At 64.5% G+C, this 19,581-nt stretch carries 22 protein-coding genes; 5 read left to right on the plus strand and 17 right to left on the minus strand.

Annotated elements, in window-relative coordinates; genetic code table 11:
* Nucleotides 1-61 precede the first annotated feature (61 nt).
* Both OWC48_RS21595 and OWC48_RS21600 read right to left on the minus strand, forming a co-directional pair.
* A complete protein-coding gene (locus tag OWC48_RS21595; RefSeq protein WP_282521757.1) occupies nt 62-847 on the minus strand; it encodes a 2-keto-4-pentenoate hydratase in 786 nt (261 codons plus the stop codon).
* 6 nt (nt 848-853) lie between these two features.
* A complete protein-coding gene (locus OWC48_RS21600) occupies nt 854-1,423 on the minus strand; it encodes a L,D-transpeptidase (protein ID WP_282521758.1) in 570 nt (189 codons plus the stop codon).
* 204 nt (nt 1,424-1,627) lie between these two features.
* Between OWC48_RS21600 and OWC48_RS21605 the strand changes: the two genes are divergently transcribed.
* Nucleotides 1,628-2,314, plus strand: a complete 687-nt coding sequence (locus tag OWC48_RS21605) for a response regulator transcription factor (RefSeq protein WP_007598630.1) — start codon at nt 1,628-1,630, stop codon at nt 2,312-2,314.
* Between the two features lie 59 nt (nt 2,315-2,373).
* On the plus strand, nt 2,374-2,817 hold the full coding sequence (locus OWC48_RS21610) for a cyclic nucleotide-binding domain-containing protein (RefSeq protein ID WP_028158686.1): 444 nt from the start codon (nt 2,374-2,376) through the stop codon (nt 2,815-2,817).
* Nucleotides 2,818-2,933: 116 nt separating this feature from the next.
* On the opposite strand, the gene xth is transcribed toward OWC48_RS21610, so the two are convergent.
* From xth to OWC48_RS21670, 12 genes are all read right to left on the minus strand, one after another.
* On the minus strand, nt 2,934-3,749 hold the full coding sequence (gene xth / locus OWC48_RS21615) for an exodeoxyribonuclease III (RefSeq protein WP_282521759.1): 816 nt from the start codon (nt 3,747-3,749) through the stop codon (nt 2,934-2,936).
* 119 nt (nt 3,750-3,868) lie between these two features.
* Nucleotides 3,869-4,612 carry an outer membrane lipoprotein carrier protein LolA gene (locus OWC48_RS21620; protein ID WP_028150187.1) on the minus strand — a complete coding sequence of 248 codons (744 nt, stop codon included), beginning with the start codon at nt 4,610-4,612 and terminating at the stop codon, nt 3,869-3,871.
* A gap of 150 nt (nt 4,613-4,762) precedes the next feature.
* Nucleotides 4,763-7,243 (minus strand): DNA translocase FtsK, encoded by a 2,481-nt coding sequence (locus OWC48_RS21625; RefSeq protein WP_282521760.1) that lies wholly within the window; start codon nt 7,241-7,243, stop codon nt 4,763-4,765.
* A 9-nt stretch (nt 7,244-7,252) separates the two neighbouring features.
* A complete protein-coding gene (locus tag OWC48_RS21630) occupies nt 7,253-8,467 on the minus strand; it encodes an aminotransferase class I/II-fold pyridoxal phosphate-dependent enzyme (RefSeq protein ID WP_282521761.1) in 1,215 nt (404 codons plus the stop codon).
* Between the two features lie 359 nt (nt 8,468-8,826).
* Nucleotides 8,827-9,231 carry a GFA family protein gene (locus OWC48_RS21635; protein WP_282521762.1) on the minus strand — a complete coding sequence of 135 codons (405 nt, stop codon included), beginning with the start codon at nt 9,229-9,231 and terminating at the stop codon, nt 8,827-8,829.
* A 215-nt stretch (nt 9,232-9,446) separates the two neighbouring features.
* Nucleotides 9,447-10,895, minus strand: a complete 1,449-nt coding sequence (locus tag OWC48_RS21640) for an ammonium transporter (protein WP_028158681.1) — start codon at nt 10,893-10,895, stop codon at nt 9,447-9,449.
* A gap of 37 nt (nt 10,896-10,932) precedes the next feature.
* Nucleotides 10,933-11,271, minus strand: coding sequence for a P-II family nitrogen regulator (locus OWC48_RS21645; RefSeq protein ID WP_008142813.1), 339 nt, complete (start codon nt 11,269-11,271; stop codon nt 10,933-10,935).
* 392 nt (nt 11,272-11,663) lie between these two features.
* The gene (locus OWC48_RS21650) at nt 11,664-12,266 is read right to left on the minus strand and encodes an ATP-dependent Clp protease proteolytic subunit (protein WP_282521763.1); all 603 of its coding nucleotides are present in this window, start codon (nt 12,264-12,266) and stop codon (nt 11,664-11,666) included.
* A 41-nt stretch (nt 12,267-12,307) separates the two neighbouring features.
* Entirely contained in the window at nt 12,308-12,664 is a 357-nt protein-coding gene (locus OWC48_RS21655) for an SRPBCC domain-containing protein (RefSeq protein ID WP_282521764.1), read from the minus strand.
* A 12-nt stretch (nt 12,665-12,676) separates the two neighbouring features.
* A complete protein-coding gene (locus OWC48_RS21660; RefSeq protein ID WP_282521765.1) occupies nt 12,677-12,991 on the minus strand; it encodes a helix-turn-helix transcriptional regulator in 315 nt (104 codons plus the stop codon).
* Nucleotides 12,992-13,033: 42 nt separating this feature from the next.
* On the minus strand, nt 13,034-14,335 hold the full coding sequence (locus OWC48_RS21665; protein ID WP_282521766.1) for an ammonium transporter: 1,302 nt from the start codon (nt 14,333-14,335) through the stop codon (nt 13,034-13,036).
* Nucleotides 14,336-14,408: 73 nt separating this feature from the next.
* The gene (locus OWC48_RS21670) at nt 14,409-14,747 is read right to left on the minus strand and encodes a P-II family nitrogen regulator (protein WP_008142802.1); all 339 of its coding nucleotides are present in this window, start codon (nt 14,745-14,747) and stop codon (nt 14,409-14,411) included.
* 238 nt (nt 14,748-14,985) lie between these two features.
* On the opposite strand from OWC48_RS21670, the gene OWC48_RS21675 reads away from it, so the two are divergent.
* Nucleotides 14,986-15,897, plus strand: a complete 912-nt coding sequence (locus tag OWC48_RS21675; protein ID WP_282521767.1) for a DUF4339 domain-containing protein — start codon at nt 14,986-14,988, stop codon at nt 15,895-15,897.
* A gap of 37 nt (nt 15,898-15,934) precedes the next feature.
* Here the strand turns inward: OWC48_RS21675 and tesB are convergent, their stop codons facing one another.
* The gene (gene tesB / locus OWC48_RS21680; protein ID WP_282521768.1) at nt 15,935-16,798 is read right to left on the minus strand and encodes an acyl-CoA thioesterase II; all 864 of its coding nucleotides are present in this window, start codon (nt 16,796-16,798) and stop codon (nt 15,935-15,937) included.
* A gap of 148 nt (nt 16,799-16,946) precedes the next feature.
* Between tesB and OWC48_RS21685 the strand changes: the two genes are divergently transcribed.
* A complete protein-coding gene (locus tag OWC48_RS21685; protein ID WP_282521769.1) occupies nt 16,947-18,167 on the plus strand; it encodes a ubiquinone biosynthesis hydroxylase in 1,221 nt (406 codons plus the stop codon).
* Nucleotides 18,168-18,282: 115 nt separating this feature from the next.
* Here OWC48_RS21685 and OWC48_RS21690 read toward each other — a convergent pair whose 3' ends face one another.
* On the minus strand, nt 18,283-18,480 hold the full coding sequence (locus OWC48_RS21690) for a Trm112 family protein (RefSeq protein WP_011083431.1): 198 nt from the start codon (nt 18,478-18,480) through the stop codon (nt 18,283-18,285).
* Nucleotides 18,481-18,602: 122 nt separating this feature from the next.
* Complete coding sequence (locus OWC48_RS21695) at nt 18,603-19,133, minus strand: TetR/AcrR family transcriptional regulator (RefSeq protein ID WP_282521770.1); 531 nt, start codon at nt 19,131-19,133, stop codon at nt 18,603-18,605.
* 91 nt (nt 19,134-19,224) lie between these two features.
* Here OWC48_RS21695 and OWC48_RS21700 point away from each other — a divergent pair, with 91 nt between their 5' ends.
* Complete coding sequence (locus OWC48_RS21700) at nt 19,225-19,575, plus strand: hypothetical protein (protein WP_028150198.1); 351 nt, start codon at nt 19,225-19,227, stop codon at nt 19,573-19,575.
* Nucleotides 19,576-19,581 lie beyond the last annotated feature (6 nt).

Below are 19,581 nucleotides of genomic sequence, written 5' to 3' on the forward strand. Positions count from 1 at the left end.
CGCGGTGACAGTCTGGATTGCTTCGCTGCGCTCGCAATGACGGCGGTGTGTGAGGCCGCCTCTACGCAAACCCCACCGACACCTTCCCCAGCACACCAAAGTCCACCGCGAAATGATCGCCGGCCTGGATCGGCAGCGGCGGATGGCACGTGCCTGTCGTCACCACCTCCCCTGCCCGCAAGGTGATGCCGAGCCCACGCAGCTCGTTGGCAAGCCAGGCCAGGGCAACACGGGGATCGCCGAGCACGTTCTTGCCGTGGCCGAGATAGCGCTGGCCGCGCAGGGTGATCTGCGGCCGCTCCTCGACGAGATCCATGGCGCGCCAGTTCGCAGTCGTCGTGGCGCCCAGCACGAACAGATGCGCGCAGGCATTGTCGGCGATGAGCTGCGCCTCGCCGGCGCTGGCGAAATCGCCAAAGCGCGAGTCGGGAATCTCGATCGCGGGATGCAAGGTGTCGACGGCGGCGAGCACGTCGTCGACACTGTACGGCGTCGCGCGCGGCGGCAGATCGCGGCCCATGCGAAAGGCGAACTCAGGCTCGCCGACGCGCATCTCGTTGCCCTTCATCGACGCCGTGCCGCCGTCGGCGATCACGGTGTCGCTCATGATGCGGCCGGCCAGCGGTCCCGCGACGTTGATGTGCTTCTGTCCGGCCTCGCTTGTGGCCGCGATCTTCCAACCGAACAGTTTTCCAAGCGATTGGCTTTCGAGGACGGCCTGGATGGCATAGCCATCGGCGCGGCTCTGCGGCCGCAACCGCGGCTCCAGCGCGTCAAACTTGGTGCAGTCGCGCCAATGTTTGACCAGGGCCTGCGATGCGGCGGCGATCTGATCCTTGTCGAGCATGTGCCCTCACCCGATGATGATTCTTGTTCTTGGTCCCAGTCGCCGCAGCAATTGCAGCATCGCCGCTTTGGTCATCGAGACGCAGCCCGCGGTCGGCCCGAAATTGTCGCGCGCCAGATGCAAAAACACCGCGCTGCCGCGGCCGGCGATGCGCGGTCTGGTGTTGTGGTCGATTTCGATGATGAAGTCATAGAGATGGTCGGTCCGCTTGAGACGGTCACCGCCCTGCTCCGGTCCGAGCCGGATCGCCTGATTGTAGTGGCGATCTCCGGCGTCCTCGCACCAGGCGTCCGTGTCACCGATGGTCCGGGCCGGAAGAAAGGTCCGCGGACGGCTGTGGCGGTCGCCCCGCCACCATAATTGCCTGGGACGGAAGCTGCCCCTGGGGGTGCCGCCATCGCCCTCGCGCTTGTTTGCCAGGATTCCGCCCCGCCCCAGCGCCACCGGGATCGTCAGCCCGCCGGCCGTCAGCCAGCCCCGGCGCGGATTCCCGGCGGCAGGTTTAACGCGGATCGCCTGAACCGGTCCGGAGCTTCGATTCCTTGGGTAACTAACTGAAGCTGCTTTGTTTTTCATGTGAACGTGCGATGTCGAATTCATTACAGGACATTCATCAAAACGGCCTGAGATTTTGAGTTAGAGTGGTTCTGGCTTGTGAATCGGTAACAGCCCACTACTTCAACACGAACAACAATAATAACGGCGACCCCCCTAACTTTCCCTCGCGGCTGGGTGCAGCATGCATGCGCGCCGAGCCGGACTCCAAAAGGATGACCCCCTATGGCCAATGCCCGCAAGATCCTCATCGTGGATGACGATACCGATCTGCGCGATACGTTGGTGGAGCAATTATCGCTGCACGAAGAATTTGAGGCCTCCGCCGTCGATACCGGCGCCAAGGGCGCGAGCGCCGCGAAGGCTAATGCCCCCGATCTCGTCCTGATGGATGTCGGCCTGCCCGACACCGATGGCCGCGAGGTGGTTCGTTCCTTGCGCAAGGGCGGCTTCAAGGCCCCGATCATCATGCTCACCGGGCATGACACCGATTCCGACACGATTTTGGGGCTGGAATCCGGCGCCAACGACTACGTCGCAAAACCCTTCCGTTTCGCCGTGCTGCTGGCCCGCATCCGCGCCCAGCTCCGCCAGCACGAGGCGAGCGAGGACGCGGTGTTCTCGGTCGGCCCCTACTCCTTCCGCCCGGGCTCGAAGATGCTGACCGCGGCCAATGCCCGCAAGGTCCGGCTCACCGAGAAGGAAACCGCCATCCTCCGCTTCCTCTACCGGGCCGGCCAGATGCCGGTCTCGCGCGAGACCCTGCTCCAGGAGGTCTGGGGCTATAATTCCGGCGTCACCACCCACACGCTGGAAACCCACATCTACCGCCTCCGCCAGAAGATCGAGAAGGACGCCGCCAACCCGGAAATCCTGGTCACGGAAGCCGGTGGCTACAAGCTGGTGCCGTGATACGCTTTGGGGGCGTGCGAATCGTTTTAGATCGCATGCCCTTTGAGCCCCGGACCTGAATGTCAATCGACGACGACGTAGCGCTTCTCGAGCGTGTCCCGACACTGCGCTTGTTGGGAGACGCGTCGTTGCGCATGCTGGCGATTGGCTCCGAGCAGCGTAATTTCGTCCGCGGCGACGTCCTGTTCAATCTCGGCGACGAAGCCGATGCCGGCTACGTGGTTCAACGCGGCGCCTTTCGGGTCGATGACGGCGCCGGCGCGGAGATGATCGCGGGTCCCGGCGCGCTGATCGGCGAGCTCGCGCTGGTGGTGCCGATGAAGCGGCCGTCGAGCGCGGTCGCGCTGGAGCACGCCTCCGTCATCCGCGTCGCGCGCAGCCTGTTTCAACGCGTGCTCGAGAGTGATCCCGCGGCTGCGGTGCGTCTGCGTGACGAATTCGCGGTGCGCTCCAGCCAGATCGCGAGCGATATCCTGATGGCGGGCGCGAAGCTGACGTCCTGAGTGATCCTCTTCGTAGCCCGGATGGAGCGAAGCGTAATCCGGGGAAGTCTTTCCGTATTCGCGAATCCCGGATTGCGCTGCGCTCCATCCGGGCTACGGGCTACGGGCTTCCGAGATTACACGTCCAGCGTCACCGTCACCGGCACGTGGTCCGACGGGCGCTCCCAGCTCCGCGCGTCGCGCAGGATCTTGAAATCGCTGACCGCGTCCTTCAATGCGCGCGAGACCCAGATGTGGTCGAGCCTGCGGCCGCGATCACCGACGGTCCAGTCGGCGGAACGATAGCTCCACCACGTATAGACCTTCTCCGACATCGGAAAGCGCTCGCGCGCGACGTCGACCCACTCACCGGCTGCCAGTGCGGCTTGCAGCTTCTCGGTCTCCACGGGCGTATGCGAGACCACTTTCAGAAGCTGCTTGTGCGACCACACGTCGTTCTCGTGCGGCGCGACGTTGAGATCGCCGACCAGGATGTGGCGATCCTCCCCGCGCGGATGCAGCGGCTCGCAGGCCTTCATCTCGTCGAGGAAGCACAGCTTGTGATCGAATTTTTCGTTCAGCGCGGGATCGGGAATGTCGCCGCCGGCGGGCACGTAGAAATTATGCAGCACCAGCGGCTTTGCGATGCTGGCCTTCTCGCCGAACGAGACCGAGATGTGGCGCGAATCCACCTTGTCGCAGAAGGTGCGGATGTCTTTCGATTCGAACGGAATCTTCGAGACGATGGCGACGCCGTGATAGCCCTTCTGCCCGTTCAGCGCGACATGCTCGTAGCCCAGCCGCTTGAAACGCTTCAGCGGAAAGGCATCGTCGATGCACTTGGTCTCCTGGAGGCACAGCACGTCCGGCCGCGTGCTCTTGAGAAACTTCGCGACCAGGTCGATGCGCAGCCGCACCGAGTTGATGTTCCAGGTTGTCAGGGAAAGACGCATGAGGGATGCGTCTTAGCAAGCTCTCGTAGCGTGGGCAAAGGCGCAAAGCGCCGTGCCCACGTCTTTTCGGTTTGGAGCGCGATTGGTGGGCACGCTTCGCTTTGCTCACCCTACGGCACCTATCCCGGCGATGGGCCGTAATTGGTGAAATCGATCTTGAACATGGCAGGATCGAGCTTCTTGCCCGCATCGAGATTGTAGACCGCGATCGTGGTGTCGTAGCCCTGCGGGTCGGTGACGGTCCACTGCTTCAACTGGCCGTCCTTGGCGCCGAACATCAGCAGGAGGCGGCTGGTGCCGACCAGCGCCTGCTTCTCCTCGATGGTGACGCTGACGAAGACGTCGTCGGCCGAGACGTTGACGACGTTGGTATCCTTCATCAGGTCGATGCGATCGGACAGCAGGAAGCGCAGCGGCGTCTGCGACAGCGGATAGACGTCTTGCGTGGCGAGCTTGCGGTCGCGCACCACCAGCGACGATCCGTCGGCGACGATGTCGATCGGGCTCGGCGCGTCATATTCGAAGCGCACCTTGCCGGGCTTCTGGATGTAGAAGTCGCCCTGCGTCTTGCTGCCGTCGGGGCCGACCTGGACGAAATTCCCGACCAGCGTCGAGAGCGAGGACAGATAGGCGCTGACCTTGGCCGCCTGCGCCTTCTGGTTGGCGTCGAAGGTCTGGAAGATGCTGGTCGGCACGTTGCGGCGCGGATCCGGGATGACCGGGTTCGGCGGCGTCTGGGTCGCGCCGGTGACAGCGGGGCCTCCGCCATCGCGGCCCTTCGGCGCGGGCTTCGGCACGGGCACGGTCTGCGCGAACGACGCCGCGGTCACCATCGCGGCGGTGACGAGAAGCACGCCGGCCATGCGCGCACTTCGCGCGGCGATGGTGGCAGCGAATCGAATGTCCGGATGTCTGATCAACGCGTCGTCCTGTGTGGCTGGGCGCCTTTTTAGCGTGATTTCGCCAATGCAGATATCGATTTTGCGTGAAATTATGTTCAGAGGCGGTTCGCCTCACATATGGCTGTCTTCTTCCTCGACCAGAATCTCGCGCTTTCCGGCGTGGTTGGCGGGTCCGACGATGCCTTCCAGTTCCATGCGCTCCATCAAGGACGCGGCGCGGTTATAGCCGATCTGGAGCCGGCGCTGGATGTAGCTGGTCGAGGCCTTGCGGTCGCGTTTGACGATGGCCACGGCCTGTTGGAAGAGATCGCCGCCGCCATCCGCGCCCATGCCGCTGGCGTCGAACACGGCGCGACCGTCCTCGTCCTCGGTCGGCTCTTCGGCCGTGACGGCCTCGAGGTATTCGGGCTGGCCCTGCGTCTTGAGGTGACGCACCACCTTCTCGACTTCCTCGTCCGACGCGAAAGGTCCGTGAACGCGGCTGATGCGGCCGCCGCCCGCCATGTAGAGCATGTCGCCCTGCCCGAGCAGCTGCTCGGCGCCCATCTCGCCCAGGATGGTGCGGCTGTCGATCTTGGACGTCACCTGGAAGGCGATGCGGGTCGGGAAGTTCGCCTTGATGGTGCCGGTGATGACGTCGACCGACGGGCGTTGCGTCGCGAGGATCACATGCAGGCCGGCGGCGCGCGCCATCTGCGCGAGGCGCTGCACCGCGCCTTCGATGTCCTTGCCGGCGACCATCATCAGGTCGGCCATTTCGTCGACGATGATGACGATGTAGGGCAGCGGGTCGAGCGAGAGCTTCTCTTCCTCGTAGATCGCCTTGCCGGTTTCCTTGTCGAAGCCGGTGTGCACCGTGCGCGTCGGTTCCTCGCCCTTGGCTTTCAACTCGAGCAGGCGCGTATTGTAACCGTCGATGTTGCGCACACCGAGCTTGGCCATGTTCTTGTAGCGCTCTTCCATCTCGCGCACGGCCCATTTCAGCGCGACCACCGCCTTCTTCGGGTCGGTCACGACGGGCGTGAGCAGATGGGGAATGCCGTCATAGACGGAGAGTTCGAGCATCTTCGGATCGACCATGATCAGGCGGCACTGGTCCGGGCGCAGCCGGTAGACCAGGCTGAGGATCATGGTGTTGATGGCGACCGACTTGCCGGAGCCGGTGGTGCCGGCGATCAGCATGTGCGGCGTGCGCGCGAGGTCGATGATCACGGGGTCGCCGCCGATGGTCTTGCCGAGGCAGAGCGGCAGCTTTGCAACCGTTTCGGTCGCTTCCTTTGCGATCAGCAGTTCGCGCAAATAGACCTTCTCGCGATGCGCGTTCGGCAGTTCGATACCGATGGCGTTACGGCCCGGCACGACCGCGACGCGCGCCGACAGCGCGCTCATCGAGCGGGCGATATCGTCGGCGAGCCCGATCACGCGCGACGACTTGATGCCGGGCGCCGGCTCCAGCTCGTACAGCGTGACCACGGGACCCGGATTGGCCTTCACGATCTCGCCGCGCACGCCGAAATCCTGCAGCACGCCTTCGAGCGCGCGCGAATTGGCTTCCAGCTCGGCCTTGCTGAGCGGCTGGCGATCGCCCGCCTTGGGCGCGGCCAGCACGGACACGGACGGAAGCTCGAACTTGTCGGAGGATTTCTTGGAAGCGGCCTTCGGTGCAGCCTTCTTGCGCGGGGCACGCGCGGCCGGCTCCTCCTCTTCCTCCTCCTCGTCTTCCTCTTCTTCGTGCTCGTCCTCGTCAATCTCGTCTTCGGACTGCGGCGAGATCGACGGCGCGGCGCGGCCGCCGCCGAGATTCGGCTCCTGGCGGCTGAACGCAACGACTTTGGTCTTCGGTCCGCTCGAGACCAGCGAGCGGTAAGCGGTGCCGAGCAGCCAGATCAGCCGGGCCTTCGTGCTCATCACTGCGTGGAACAGCCAGCCCAGCGAGACCGAGCCGCGATCGCTCTCCTCGTCTTCGTCGAGCGGCTTGTCGTCGTCCTCGATCTCCGTGAGCTCGTCGTCATGTTCGCGCGCGCCAAGGCCACAGGCGATCAGGAAGGTCGCGCCCATCGCGGCGAACAGGATCGTGCCCAGCACCATGCGATAGATCATGCCCGCCGGTCCGAAAATCACCGCGGGCGCGCGTACCAGCGCATCGCCGACCACGCCGCCGAGGCCGGTCGGCAGCGGCCAGGCGCCGCCATGCGGCCAGCAGCTGACGAAGCCCGCAGCGATCACGGTGCAGAGAATCCAGGAACCGAGCCGCAGCGCCTCGCGGTCGAACGGGCGATGGGTCATCATGCGCCAGCCCCACACCGCGACCGTCAGGACCAGCATGATCGCGCCGAGCCCGAGGATCTGCATCGCAAGATCGGCGCCGATCGCGCCGGCATAGCCGAGAATGTTGCGGATCGGCCGCGAGGTCGCGTGGCTGAGGCTTGGATCCTGCACCGACCAGGTCATCAGCGCGGCCGAGGCGACGCCGGACAGCACGATCAGGCCGAGACCGGTGAGCTCGCGCATACGCCGCGCCAACCCCTCGCGGATCGACGGTGGCAGATGGCCGACCAGTGGAATGACACGTTCGATTGCCGACATGCTCATGGGCCCCGCCTAACCCAGAGTCTCGACCAGGCGGTGCAGCGCCTGCGCCGTGGTCTCGCCATCCTGCACCAGCGCAAGGCGAATGAAACCTGCGCCCGGATTGAAGCCGTCGGGCTGGAGCCGCGCCAGATAACTGCCGGGCACCACGCGTACGCCTGCTTCCTTGAAGAGCCTGAGCGTGATCGACACGTCGTCGCCGAGCGCGGACGTGTTGAGCCAGACGCAGAAGCCGGCGTCAGGCCGGCGATAGCCGTAACGATCGCCGATGATCTGGTCGGCGAGATCGAACTTGATCCGGTAGAGCCTGCGGTTCTCCTCGACATGCGCCTCGTCGCCGTAGGCAACGGTCGCGACATGCTGGAGCGGCACCGGCACCTGCGGCGCCGCGATGTTGCGCAGCTCGAGGAACATGCCGATGAATCGTTTGTCGCCGGCGGCGAAACCGACGCGCAAACCCGGCAGGTTGGAGCGCTTCGACAGCGACTGGAACGCAACCACGCGGGTGAAGTCAGGGCCGGCGCATTCGAGCGCGCTGCCCGGGGCCTCGCGGGTGTAGATCTCGGAATAGCACTCGTCGCTGAGGATCACGAAGCCGTAGCGGTCGGCGAGCTGCTTCAACCGCCTGAAATAGTCGGGCTTGGCGACCGAGCCCTGCGGATTGGCCGGCGAGGCCAGATAGAACGCCACCGTGCGCGCCAGCGTCGCTTCGTCGATGGCATCGAGATCGGGCAGAAAGCCGTTTTCGACGGTGGTCGGCAGATAGACCGGCTCGCAGGCCGCGGCGCGGGCGCCGGCGCCATAGACCGGATAGAACGGGTTCGGCATCAGGATCGCGGGTTTGCCGGGGCGCGGGCCGACATAGCGCGCGGCCGCGATCGCGGCGAGGAACAGCCCCTCGCGGCTGCCATTGAGGACGAGAATCTCGTTCTCGGGGTCGAGCGGCCGCGGCAGCTTGAAGCGCGACGACAGCCAGGCGCCGGCTGCCTTGCGGAACGGGTCGGTGCCCTTGTTCGCGGGGTAACGGCCGAAATCGGCGATGTGCTTGGCCAGCACCGGGCCGACGAAATCAGGCACGGGATGCTGGGGCTCGCCGACTGCAAGCGTAATCAAGGGCTTACCCGGCTGATGGGGTGCCAGCAGCTCGTTCAGCCGGACGAAGGGCGAGCGTTCGCTATCGGAGCTTCCACTGTCCTGCGGCGCACGGGATGAAGCGGTTATAGCCATTCTGGACGCCAGCACTCTTGGAACAGCCGGTCGCACCAAGGCGCCGGCGGGAAGCGGTTCAGTTCACCATAGATAGGGCGAGGTTAAGACGCGATTAACCATCGGCTTTCCGCGCCATCAAGAGTCATTTCCGTGACCCAGATTTGAGGTCCGGCCCGTCCGGAGGAGGAAAATGAGGTCGGATACGACGGATACGGGGCGGGCCCGGGTCCCGTCATGGCCGGGCTTGTCCCGGCCATCCACGGCCTTCCTGGCACGCCCAAGAACGTGGATGCCCGGGCCTTCGCCTCGCCGAAGCGGGCTTCGGCCGCGCAGGCGGGACGAGCCCGGGCATGACGAGTCTCTCGGGATGGGCGCGCTCAATGCCCCGGCAGCTTCTCGAACCTCGCCATGCCCGCGGGGATCGCATGAAACTCCTGCTTGTCGCAGGTGTAGATCGCCATCTGCGGATGGAACTGCTTTGGCTCGTCCAGGGTGCCGACCTTCAGGATCGCCGCGGGCAGTCCCGGAACCTTGGTCACCAGATGGGTGCCGCATTCGGCGCAGAATTCGCGCGTGACGGCGCGTTCGAGGTCCTTGCGCGTGAACTGCTTGGGCTGCCCGGTGATGTAGCTGAAGCCGGCCACCGGCATCGCGATGAAGGTGTTGGGCGCGCCGCCCGAGATGTACTGGCACTCGCGGCAATGACACTGGGCCTGCATCATCGGATCGCCCTCGGCCACGTAGCGCACTTCGCCGCAATAACATCCGCCTTCCAAACGCATGACGACCTCCCGATTTGTTTTTCGTTGTGGTCGATATTTCTGCGCCGGCAATCTGGAATGGCAATCTTTTTCTTTGTCGCGCAGAACAAAAGACGGCCAAAAGAAAGGGGCTCCAACTTGCGCTGGAGCCCCTCAACAGTCTGGGCATTGCCGGGTATGTGCCCAAACCGTAGTTGTGGACGCGATCCCCGAGGAGATCGCGTCCGGGAGGAGAGTTACATGTTGTAGGCGCGCTCGGTGTGCTCGGTGATGTCGAGGCCTTCACGCTCGGTCTCGACATTGGCGCGGAGGCCAACGATCACATCGACGACCTTGTAGAGGATCGCCGAACCGATGCCCGACCACACCAGCGTGGTGCAGACGCCCCAGAGCTGGGAGGTCATCTGCGCCGCGAAGTCGTAATCGGCAACCTTCGGCGGGATCGCGGTGTAGTCGATGATGCCCGCACCACCCAGCGCCGGATTGACGAGGATGCCGGTGCCGAGGGCGCCGACGATGCCGCCGATGCAGTGCACGCCGAACACATCGAGGCTGTCATCGTAGCCGAGCGCGTTCTTCACCACGGTGCAGAAGAACAGGCAGACCACGCCGACCACGAGGCCGAGGACGATCGCACCCATCACGCCGGCGAAGCCGGCGGCAGGCGTGACGGCCACGAGGCCCGCGACAGCGCCGGAGATGACGCCGAGCACCGACGGGTGACCCTTCACGATCCACTCCGCGAACATCCACGACAGCGCGGCGGCCGCGGTGGCGACGAAGGAGTTGGTCATGGCGAGGGCAGCGCCGCCGTTGGCTTCGAGGTTGGAGCCGGCGTTGAAGCCGAACCAGCCGACCCAGAGCAGCGAGGCGCCGATCATCGACATGGTCAGCGAGTGCGGGGCCATCAGCTCCTTGCCGTAGCCGACGCGCTTGCCGATCAGCAGAGCGCCGACGAGACCTGCGATGCCGGCGTTGATGTGCACCACGGTGCCGCCGGCGAAGTCGATCGCGCCCTTCTTGAAGATCCAGCCGGCGTCGGCGTTGATCTCGTCGAGCTTGGCCTGCGCCGCGGTCTTCGCAGCCGCATCAGTAGCAGCAGCAAGTGCCTTGGCAGCGTCCTGGATCATGTCCGGGCCGGGCCAGTACCAGACCATGTGCGCGATCGGGAAGTAGATCAGCGTGACCCAGAGCGGGATGAACAGAGCGATCGCCGCGAACTTCATGCGCTCGGCGAAGGCGCCGACGATGAGGGCGGGCGTGATCGCCGCGAAGGTCATCTGGAAGCACATATAGATGAGCTCCGAGATGTTGGCGTCGACCGAGAAGGTCGCGGCCTTCGAGTCGGTGGTGACGCCCATCATGAAGGCCTTGGAGAAGCCGCCGATGAAGTCGGAGCCGCCGGTGAAGGCGAGGCTGTAGCCGTATACGGCCCAGATCACGGTGACGACGCAGACGGTGTAGAACACCTGCATCAGCACCGAGAGCATGTTTTTAGAACGGACGAGACCGCCGTAGAACAGCGCGAGGCCGGGGATCGTCATCAACAGCACGAGCACTGTCGATGTCAGCATCCAGGCGTTGTCTCCCTTGTTGACCGTTGGCTCGGCATAGGCCGCGGTCGCAGCGAACATGCCGACTGCGAGAGCCGCCAATCCCGCGCCATAGGGACGCTTAAACGTCATTTTATTCACTCCTGATTGGTAAAGGTTGAGCGCGAAATCAAAGGGCCGCGGCATCGGCCTCGCCGGTGCGGATGCGAACCGCATGGTCGAGGTTGATGACGAAGATCTTGCCGTCGCCGATCTGTCCGGTTTTCGCGGCGGACGTGATGGCGTCGATTGTCTTGTCGACCTGGTCGGAGGCGACAGCGACTTCGATCTTGATCTTGGGCAGGAAGCTCACGGCATATTCAGCACCGCGATAGATTTCCGTATGGCCTTTCTGGCGGCCATATCCCTTGACTTCCGTCACCGTGAGACCGTGAACGCCGATGGCGGTCAGGGCGTCACGGACTTCTTCCAGCTTGAATGGCTTGATAATCGCCATAACAATTTTCATGGGTCCTATCCCCGCTTGGGCCCGGTCCGGACATGGCCGGGCGTTTCTCGACTGGTTCGCCACGAGGGAGAAGTTCACTACGCGGGCACAGCCAGCACCCTTAGAATCAAATGCCGTGCCAGATCGGGCGCGTTGCCTAACGGACTATGAAAACGGGTGTTTTCGCGTTTGCCGCGTGTTGCGGTGCAGTGCGCTATTACGTCGCGCTCAAAACGTGGTCACGCCTGATCAAAAAGCAGGCACGACAGGCTGTCGACACAATTGCTGCTCACGTGTCGGGCAGCAAGAAGGTATTTAATTACAGAAGAAGCCTGACAAAGGCCCCGCCGCCCTACGAAATATCGAACCGGCCCTCGGCGTGCTCACGGGATGCGCGCAACCGGCCTGGACCGTCAGGCGGCCTCGCGCTCCGCAAAGACCCGGTCGATCAACCCCCATTCGACCCCGTGCTGCGCGGTCATGAAGTGGTCGCGGTCCAGGGTCCGTTCCACCTCCGCCTCGGTGCGCCCGCAATGCTGCGCGTAGAGCCGGGTGATGCGCCGCTTGGTCTCCTGCATTTCGTTGGCATGGATCAGGATGTCGGACGCCTGGCCCTGGAAGCCGCCGAGCGGCTGATGCACGTGAAGGCTCGCATTGGGCAGCGCGGCGCGGTGACCTGGCTCGCCGGCCATCAGCAGGAACGAGCCCATCGAGCGCGCGGTGCCCATGCACAGCGTATGAACCGGCGCCTTGATGAACTGCATGGTGTCGTACATGGCGAGACCAGAGGTGACCACGCCGCCATAGGAGTTGATGTAGAGATTGATCGGCCTGTTCGGATTCTCCGCCTCCAGGAACAACAATTGCGCGCAGACCAGTCCGGACATCGCATCATTGACCTCGCCGTTGAGGAAGATGATGCGCTCGCGCAGGAGCCGCGAATAGATGTCGAAGGATCGCTCGCCGCGGGCGGATTGTTCGACAACCATAGGGACGAGCTGAAGCATGTCGCGCATTGGCGACCTCCATGTCTGCAGATGATGAAGTGTTGTTGGTGTTAGGCGGCCGCGCGCATCAAGCAGCAATTGCTGTTGGCCGGCTGCGGCAGCTTTATGCCGATATCGCAGGCTTGCTGGATGATGCGGAAGCGGGTGCCGCCGTCCTCGTTCGGCTCGATCCGGAAGATGACGTGGCTCTCGCGAAACGGCGGCTCTGAATCGCGAAGCCGGTAGCGCACCTCTTCGCCCGGGATCGATGATTCCGGCTCGGCGCCCGCAAGGTCGCAATCCGGCAGCCAGCGCTCGCGCAAGGCCGGAATGGTCACGGCGCGCCAGACCTTTGCCGGCGGCGCATCGAAATCATATTCAAGTACCAGGGCTTCGTCGGGACGATCAGGCTTCGCGGCGTCGCTCATTGATCCCAGTCCTTATTGATCCATGTCCTTGAGGAGATCGGCGAGTGCTTCCATGCGCTTCGGCCAGTAGGCACGGTAGCGCGCAAGCCAGGCCCCGATGGCCACGATTCCTTCGGGATCGACTTCGTAATTCACGAAGCGGCCCTGCCGCTGTTCGCGCACGAGGCCTGCCGCACGCAGCACCGAAAGATGCTGCGACATCGCCGGCTGGCTGATCTCCAAACCGTCGCGCAAAGCGCTGGCATTCAGGCTTCCGCCAGCGAGCTTCTCAAAGACCTTTCGGCGCGTCGGGTCAGCCAGCGCCTTGAAGATGTCGGCTTCGATCATGCCAACACATAAGCATGTACTTATGTGTCGCGCAAGCCCCGATTACTGAAGCGCTTCCCCGTGCTGCGAAATGTCCAGTCCCTCCAGCTCGTGCTCACGGGATACGCGCAAGGGCACGAACAGGGCGACCAGCTTCAGCAGAACGAAGCTCACGCCGGCGGCCCAGACGAAGGTGACGGCGACCCCGTAGAGCTGGATCAGCAATTGCTGCGGATGGCCCTCGACCAGGCCGGCGGTGCCGCCGATCGCGCTGGTCGCGAACACGCCGGCCAGCAGCGTGCCGGTCAGGCCGCCGATGCCGTGGACGCCGAATACGTCGAGAGAGTCGTCATAGTTGAAGCGGTGCTTGAGCCAGGTGCAGGCCCAGTAGCAGACCGCGCCGGCGACGATGCCGATGACGATGCCATGCCAGGGCGCGACGAAGCCCGAGGCCGGTGTGATCGTGCCGAGCCCGGCGACAGCGCCGGAGATCATGCCGAGCACCGAAGGCTTGCGCCGGGTCGACCATTCGATCGCGCCCCAGGTCAGCGCGCCGGAGCAGGCCGCAAGATGCGTCGCGATGATCGCCAGCACCGCGCGCGAATTGGCCGCGCCCGCCGAGCCGCCGTTGAAGCCGAACCAGCCGACCCACAATAGGCCGGTGCCCATCACCGCGAGCGACAGATCAAACGGCGACAGATTTTCGGTGCCGTAGCCGTGGCGGCGGCCCATCACCTTGGCGGCGACGAGGCCGGCGGTGCCGGCCGACAGATGCACGACGAGGCCGCCGGCGAAATCCAGCACGCCCATGCTGGCGAGGAAGCCGCCGCCCCACACCCAATGCGCCAACGGAATGTAGACGAAGATGAACCAGGCGACCGAGAACACCAGATAGGCGGAGAATCGCATCCGGTCGGCGACCGAGCCCGCGACCAGCGCCACCGTGATGATGGCAAAGGTCATCTGGTACAGCATGAACAGCGCTTCCGGGATCGTCTTCGCCGCCGGATTGACGCTGTCCATCGTCATCCCCGCGAGGAACCAGCGGTCGAGCGTGCCGATCCACGGCCCGTCGCCGACGAAGCAGAGCGAATAGCCGAACGCCACCCAGAGGATCGAGATCATCGTCACCGCGGCGAGGCTCTGCGCCATGGTGGCGAGCACGTTCTTCTTGCGCACCATGCCGGAATAGAACAGCGCCAGGCCGGGGATCGTCATCATCAGCACCAGCGCGGTGGCGACGATCATCCAGGCGGTGTCGGCGGTGTTGATCTCGGAGCCCGCGGCCTGCGCAGGCGCGGCAATGATCGACATAAATCCGGCCGGCGCAGCCACAACGGCCGCGCGGCGCAACAATCCCGCCATGTCATTTCCCCCAAGCATAGTGATTGCGTCGCACGCTGTGGCGTCGTTGCCCGGTGCGATCGAAGAAGTTTTCTTAAAGCGCGTCGCTGTCGGTTTCGCCGGTGCGGATGCGCAGCGCGTGGTCGATCGGCGTGACGAAGATCTTGCCGTCGCCGATCTGGCCGGTGCGCGCCGTCGCGGTGATCACGGCGACCGCCTTGTCGGCGACGTCGGAGGCGACCGCGATCTCGATCCGCAGCTTTGGCAGGAAGTTCACGACATACTCCGCGCCGCGATAGATCTCGGTATGACCCTTCTGGCGGCCGTAGCCTTTCACCTCGGTCACGGTCATGCCGTGGACACCGATCGCGGTCAGCGCCTGGCGGACTTCATCGAGCTTGAAGGGTTTGATGATCGCGACGACGAGTTTCATGGTCAGGCCTATTCCCCGGGGATGCGCCGCGCCGTATGTCCCCGGCGCCGCGTCAATCTGGCATCTTTCCGGGCAAATGGCATAAAAAACTTGCAGACTGAAGCGGAAAAACGTTTGGCCATGTGAACCGCCGCCTCTGTACAGGGCATCCGTTCATCCTTCACAATGCGTTTTTGGCATGGATGCGGTGAACCGAAGCGTCCCGGCCGGTACAAAGTATGTTTGAGGGGGACGCTTTATGGCGAGTTGGTTCTACGCATCCGAGGGCAAGCAGCAGGGGCCCTATCCGGAAGGGCAATTCCGCGACCTGGTCGCGCAGGGAATTGTGCGCCCGGATACGCTGGTGTGGTCCGAGGGCATGGCCGGCTGGCAGAAGGCCGCCGAAATCCCCGGCCTGATCGGCGGCGGCGGTGCGCCCCCGATGATGCCGGCCGGCGGACCGCCGATGATGGGTGGCGGTGGTTACGCTGGCGCCGGCTACGCTGGTGGCGGCGGCGCCAGCGGAGGAGCGCTGGCGGTCGATTTCGGCATCCTCGAGTTCACCTGGCGCAGCATCGTGATGCTGATCGGCATGTGCTTCATCATCCCGATCCCGTGGGTGTTCGTCTGGTACACGAAATGGATCGTGTCCTGCGTGAAGGTGCCCGGGCGGCCCAATCTCAGCTTCACCGGCAATGCGATGACGCTGGTGCCCTGGTTCTTCGGATTCATCGTTCTGGCGATCGTGATCGGCTTCATCGGCAGTGCGCTGCTGAGCAATCTGCTGTTCATCGCGCAGATCGTGCTCTACTGGCTGCTGATCAAATGGATGGTCGCAAACCTCGCCTCCAACGAGCAGCCGCTCGGTCTCAGCTTCACCGGCTCGGTCTGGGCCTATATCGGCTGGAACCTGCTGTTCGCGATCTCCGTCATCACCATCATCGGCTGGGCCTGGGTCGCCGCGGCTCAGATGCGCTGGTTCTGCCGCAGCATCGAAGGTACGCGCCGTGAGATCGTCTTCAAGGGCAGCGGTCTCGGGATTCTCTGGCGCGGCATCGTCGCCGCGATCCTGTCCAGCTTGATCATCCCGATTCCGTGGGTGTATCGCTGGATCATGAACTGGTTCGCGTCGCAGACCGAGCTCGCTCCGCGCGGGTCGCTCGGAGCTTGATCGCAAATCCCGGGCGCGATGAACTCGCGCCTGGGTTCTAGGCCTTCCGCTCGCGCACCGAGCCTTCCTGCGCGACGGAGGCCACCAGCGTGCCGTCGGGCTTGAAGATCGAGCCGCGGGTCAAGCCGCGGCCGCCTCGTGCGTTCGGCGAATCCTGCGCGTAGAGCAGCCATTCGTCGGCGCGGAACGGGCGATGAAACCACATCGCGTGGTCGAGGCTTGCCGGCATCATGCGCTTGTCGAACAGCGTGCGGCCGTAGCGCGCCATGATCGCGTCGAGCAGCGAAAAATCCGAGGCGTAGGCGAGCGCGCACATGTGCAGCGCCGGATCGTCGGGCAACTTCGCCGCGGTCCTGATCCAGACGTGAATACGGCCGTCGTCGATCTTCTCGCCGAAATAACGGCTGAGCTCGACCGGGCGCAGTTCGATCGGACGATCGGACTCGTAGTAGCGGCGGATGAATTCCGGCATCTCCTTGAACATCGGCTGCTTCGCCACCTCCTCCGCCGTGAGCTTCTCCGGCGGCGGCACGTCGGGCATCTTGTCCTGATGATCGAACGCGCTCTCCTCGTCGTTGTGGAACGACACCATGATCGAGAAGATCGCGTTGCCGTGCTGGATCGCGGTGACGCGGCGGGTCGAATAGCTCTTGCCGTCGCGCAGGCGCTCGACCTGGTAGATGATCGGGATCTGCGGATCGCCCGGCAGGATGAAATAGCAATGCAGCGAATGCGGCAGCCGGCCCTCGACCGTGCGGCAGGCCGCAACCATCGCCTGCCCGATCACCTGACCGCCGAACACCCGCTGCCAGCCCGTCTTCGGGCTGTTGCCGCGGAACAGGTTCACCTCGAGCTGCTCGAGGTCGAGGATCGAGATCAGGTCGATCAAGCTTTTGGACATGGATTGAACTTTCTTGCCGTCGTTCCGGACCTTGCTCCCGCGAGGCGCCCCGGAATGACACATTGGGGCCGTTCCGCCCTTGTTTCACCGCACTGTTTCGCCCAGCTCAAGTCTGCTAGCAAGACCAAGAGTTAGCCGGGATTTTGGTATGTCAGTACAGGGTAGCATTGTCATTGGTGGCGGCGCGTTTGCCGGCCTCGCGCTGGCCCTGGCGTTGCGCCAGGGGCTCGGGCCCGAGATTCCCGTCATCGTCGCCGACCCCGCGCTCGCGACCCGTCCGAGCCGCGACCCGCGCGCGACCGCGATCGTGGCCGCCTGCCGCCGCCTGTTCGAGGCAATCGGCGCCTGGGATGACGTCAGGGGCGAGGCGCAGCCGATCCTCGACATGGTCGTCACCGATTCAAAGCTGGAAGACGCCACCCGTCCGGTTTTTCTGAACTTTGCCGGCGATGTCGCGCCGGGCGAGCCCTTTGCGCATATGGTCGAGAACCGCCGCCTGATCGACGCGCTGGTGGTGCGGGCCGAGGCCGAGGGCATCGATCTGCGCGCCACGACGGTCGCGTCCTATGACGCGCGCCCGGAAGGCGTCGACGTGACGCTCGGCGACGGCAGCGTGATTGCGGCAAGCCTGCTGATCGCCGCCGATGGCGCGCGGTCGAAACTGCGCGAGCGCGCCGGCATCGTCACCCATGGCTGGGAGTACGATCAGTCCGGCATCGTCGTCACCGTCGGCCATGAGCGCGATCACGACGGCCGCGCCGAGGAACACTTCCTGCCCGCGGGTCCCTTCGCGATCCTGCCGCTGTCGGGAAAACGATCCTCGCTGGTGTGGACCGAGCGCCGCAGCGAGGCCGCGCGCATCATCGCCTTGAGCGACGAGGAGTTCCACGGCGAGCTGGAGCGCCGGTTCGGCCTGCATCTCGGCGAGGTCAAGGCGCTCGACAAGCCGCGCGCGTTCCCGCTGTCCTATTTCGTGGCGCGTTCCTTCATCGCCGAGCGTCTCGCGCTGGTCGGTGATTCCGCGCATGTCATCCACCCGATCGCGGGCCAGGGCCTCAACATGGGGCTGAAGGATGTCGCAGCACTGGCCGAGGTCGTGGTCGATGCCGCGCGGCTCGGCATGGATCTCGGCGGGGTCGACGTGCTCGAACGTTACCAGCGCTGGCGCCGCTTCGACACCATGGCGATGGGCGTTGCCACGAACTCGCTGAACTTCCTGTTTTCCAACCAGTCGACGCTGCTGCGCACGGTGCGCGACATCGGCCTCGGCCTCGTCGACCGCGCTCCGCCGCTGAAGAACCTCTTCATCCGCCAGGCCGCCGGCTTGACCGGTGAGATCCCGCGGTTGCTGAAGGGTGAGGCGCTGTAAGCGAGGATTTGCGCCGCAATGTCGTAGCCGGGATGGAGCGAAGCGTAATCCGGGACTGCTGCGTCGGCTTGGAGACTCCCGGATTGCGCTGCGCTCCATCCGGGCTACAAGATCCTCAATCGATCTTCCGCGCCTCTTCCGGCAGCATGATCGGGATGCCGTCGCGGATCGGGTAGGCGAGCTTGGCGCTGCGCGAGATCAGCTCCTGCTTTGCGGAATCGAACTCCAGCGGACCCTTGGTCAGCGGGCAGACCAGGATCTCCAGCAATTTGGGATCGACGCTGGTTTCGGGGCGTTCGGTGGGCGCGTTCATTGGGGTCTCCGAAGATCGCTTGCCTCTAGCACAGAAAATCGCGGTCGCCCATTGCGACACCAGAGCGTTTTCGAGCGAAGTGGGTACCGGTTCGCATAAAGAAAACGCGTCAAAATAAGAACTTAGGCAGAGACGATCCGCATGATCTCGTCGAGCAGGCCCTGGAGCCGCGCCGCCGGCACCGGCGTGCCCGACAAGGCAAAGCCCAGGAATGTCCAGTACAGGATCTGCGCGCGCGCCTGTGCCTTCGCCGGCTCGAGCCCCCGCATCGCAAGCAGCGTCTCGATATAGTCGATCCTGCGGCGGTCGATCGCGCGGACCGCGCCTTGCGCGGCCGCATCGAACGCCGCCCAGCTGCGCACGGCGCGCTCCAGGTCGAGCCGGGCGCCAAAGGATCTCCGCAGCAGCGCCTTCAGCGGCTCGTCGCCGGCAGCCTCGACGTCGGCGATGATCTGTTCGGCCGCGATCTCGCGCCAGCGCTTCAGGACTTCGGCGTGGAACGCGCCGAGATCGGCAAAATGCCAATAGAAGCTGCCGCGCGAGACGCCCATGGCTTTCGCCAGCGGATCGGCCTTCAGGGCCGTGAAGCCGTTTTTGGCGAGCGCCTTCAGGCCTTCCTTGATCCAGTCGTCGGCGGAGAGCTGCTCGGCCATGTCAGTTCCCGAAAGTTCGACCATACACTAGTGTATTGACAGGCGGAGGGCCAGCGCCTATCTCACCATACACACATGTATGGAGGCCTCGATGCGTGATCTCTTGCTCCAGTGCTCCGGCGTCCTGACCATTGTCGTGGCCCTCATTCACGGCCTCCTCGGCGAGACCAAGGTCTTTCCGCGCGCGACCATCGAGCCGGAACGGCTGCGCACCCTGATCCGCCTGGTCTGGCAGGCCTCGACAGTCGCCTGGATCGGCGGCGGCGTGCTTCTGATCGCGGCACCGTGGATGGGCTCGGAGACGGCGCGTCACTGGATCGTCGCGACCCTGGCCTGTGTGTTCGGCCTCTCCGCTTGCGCCAACGCCTGGGCCACGCGCGGACGCCATTTCGGCTGGATGATGCTGAGCGCGGTCGTCGTGCTGGCGGTCGCCGGCTATTAGAGCGTT

The organism is Bradyrhizobium sp. Arg816 (assembly GCF_029989365.1).
Lineage (GTDB): Bacteria > Pseudomonadota > Alphaproteobacteria > Rhizobiales > Xanthobacteraceae > Bradyrhizobium.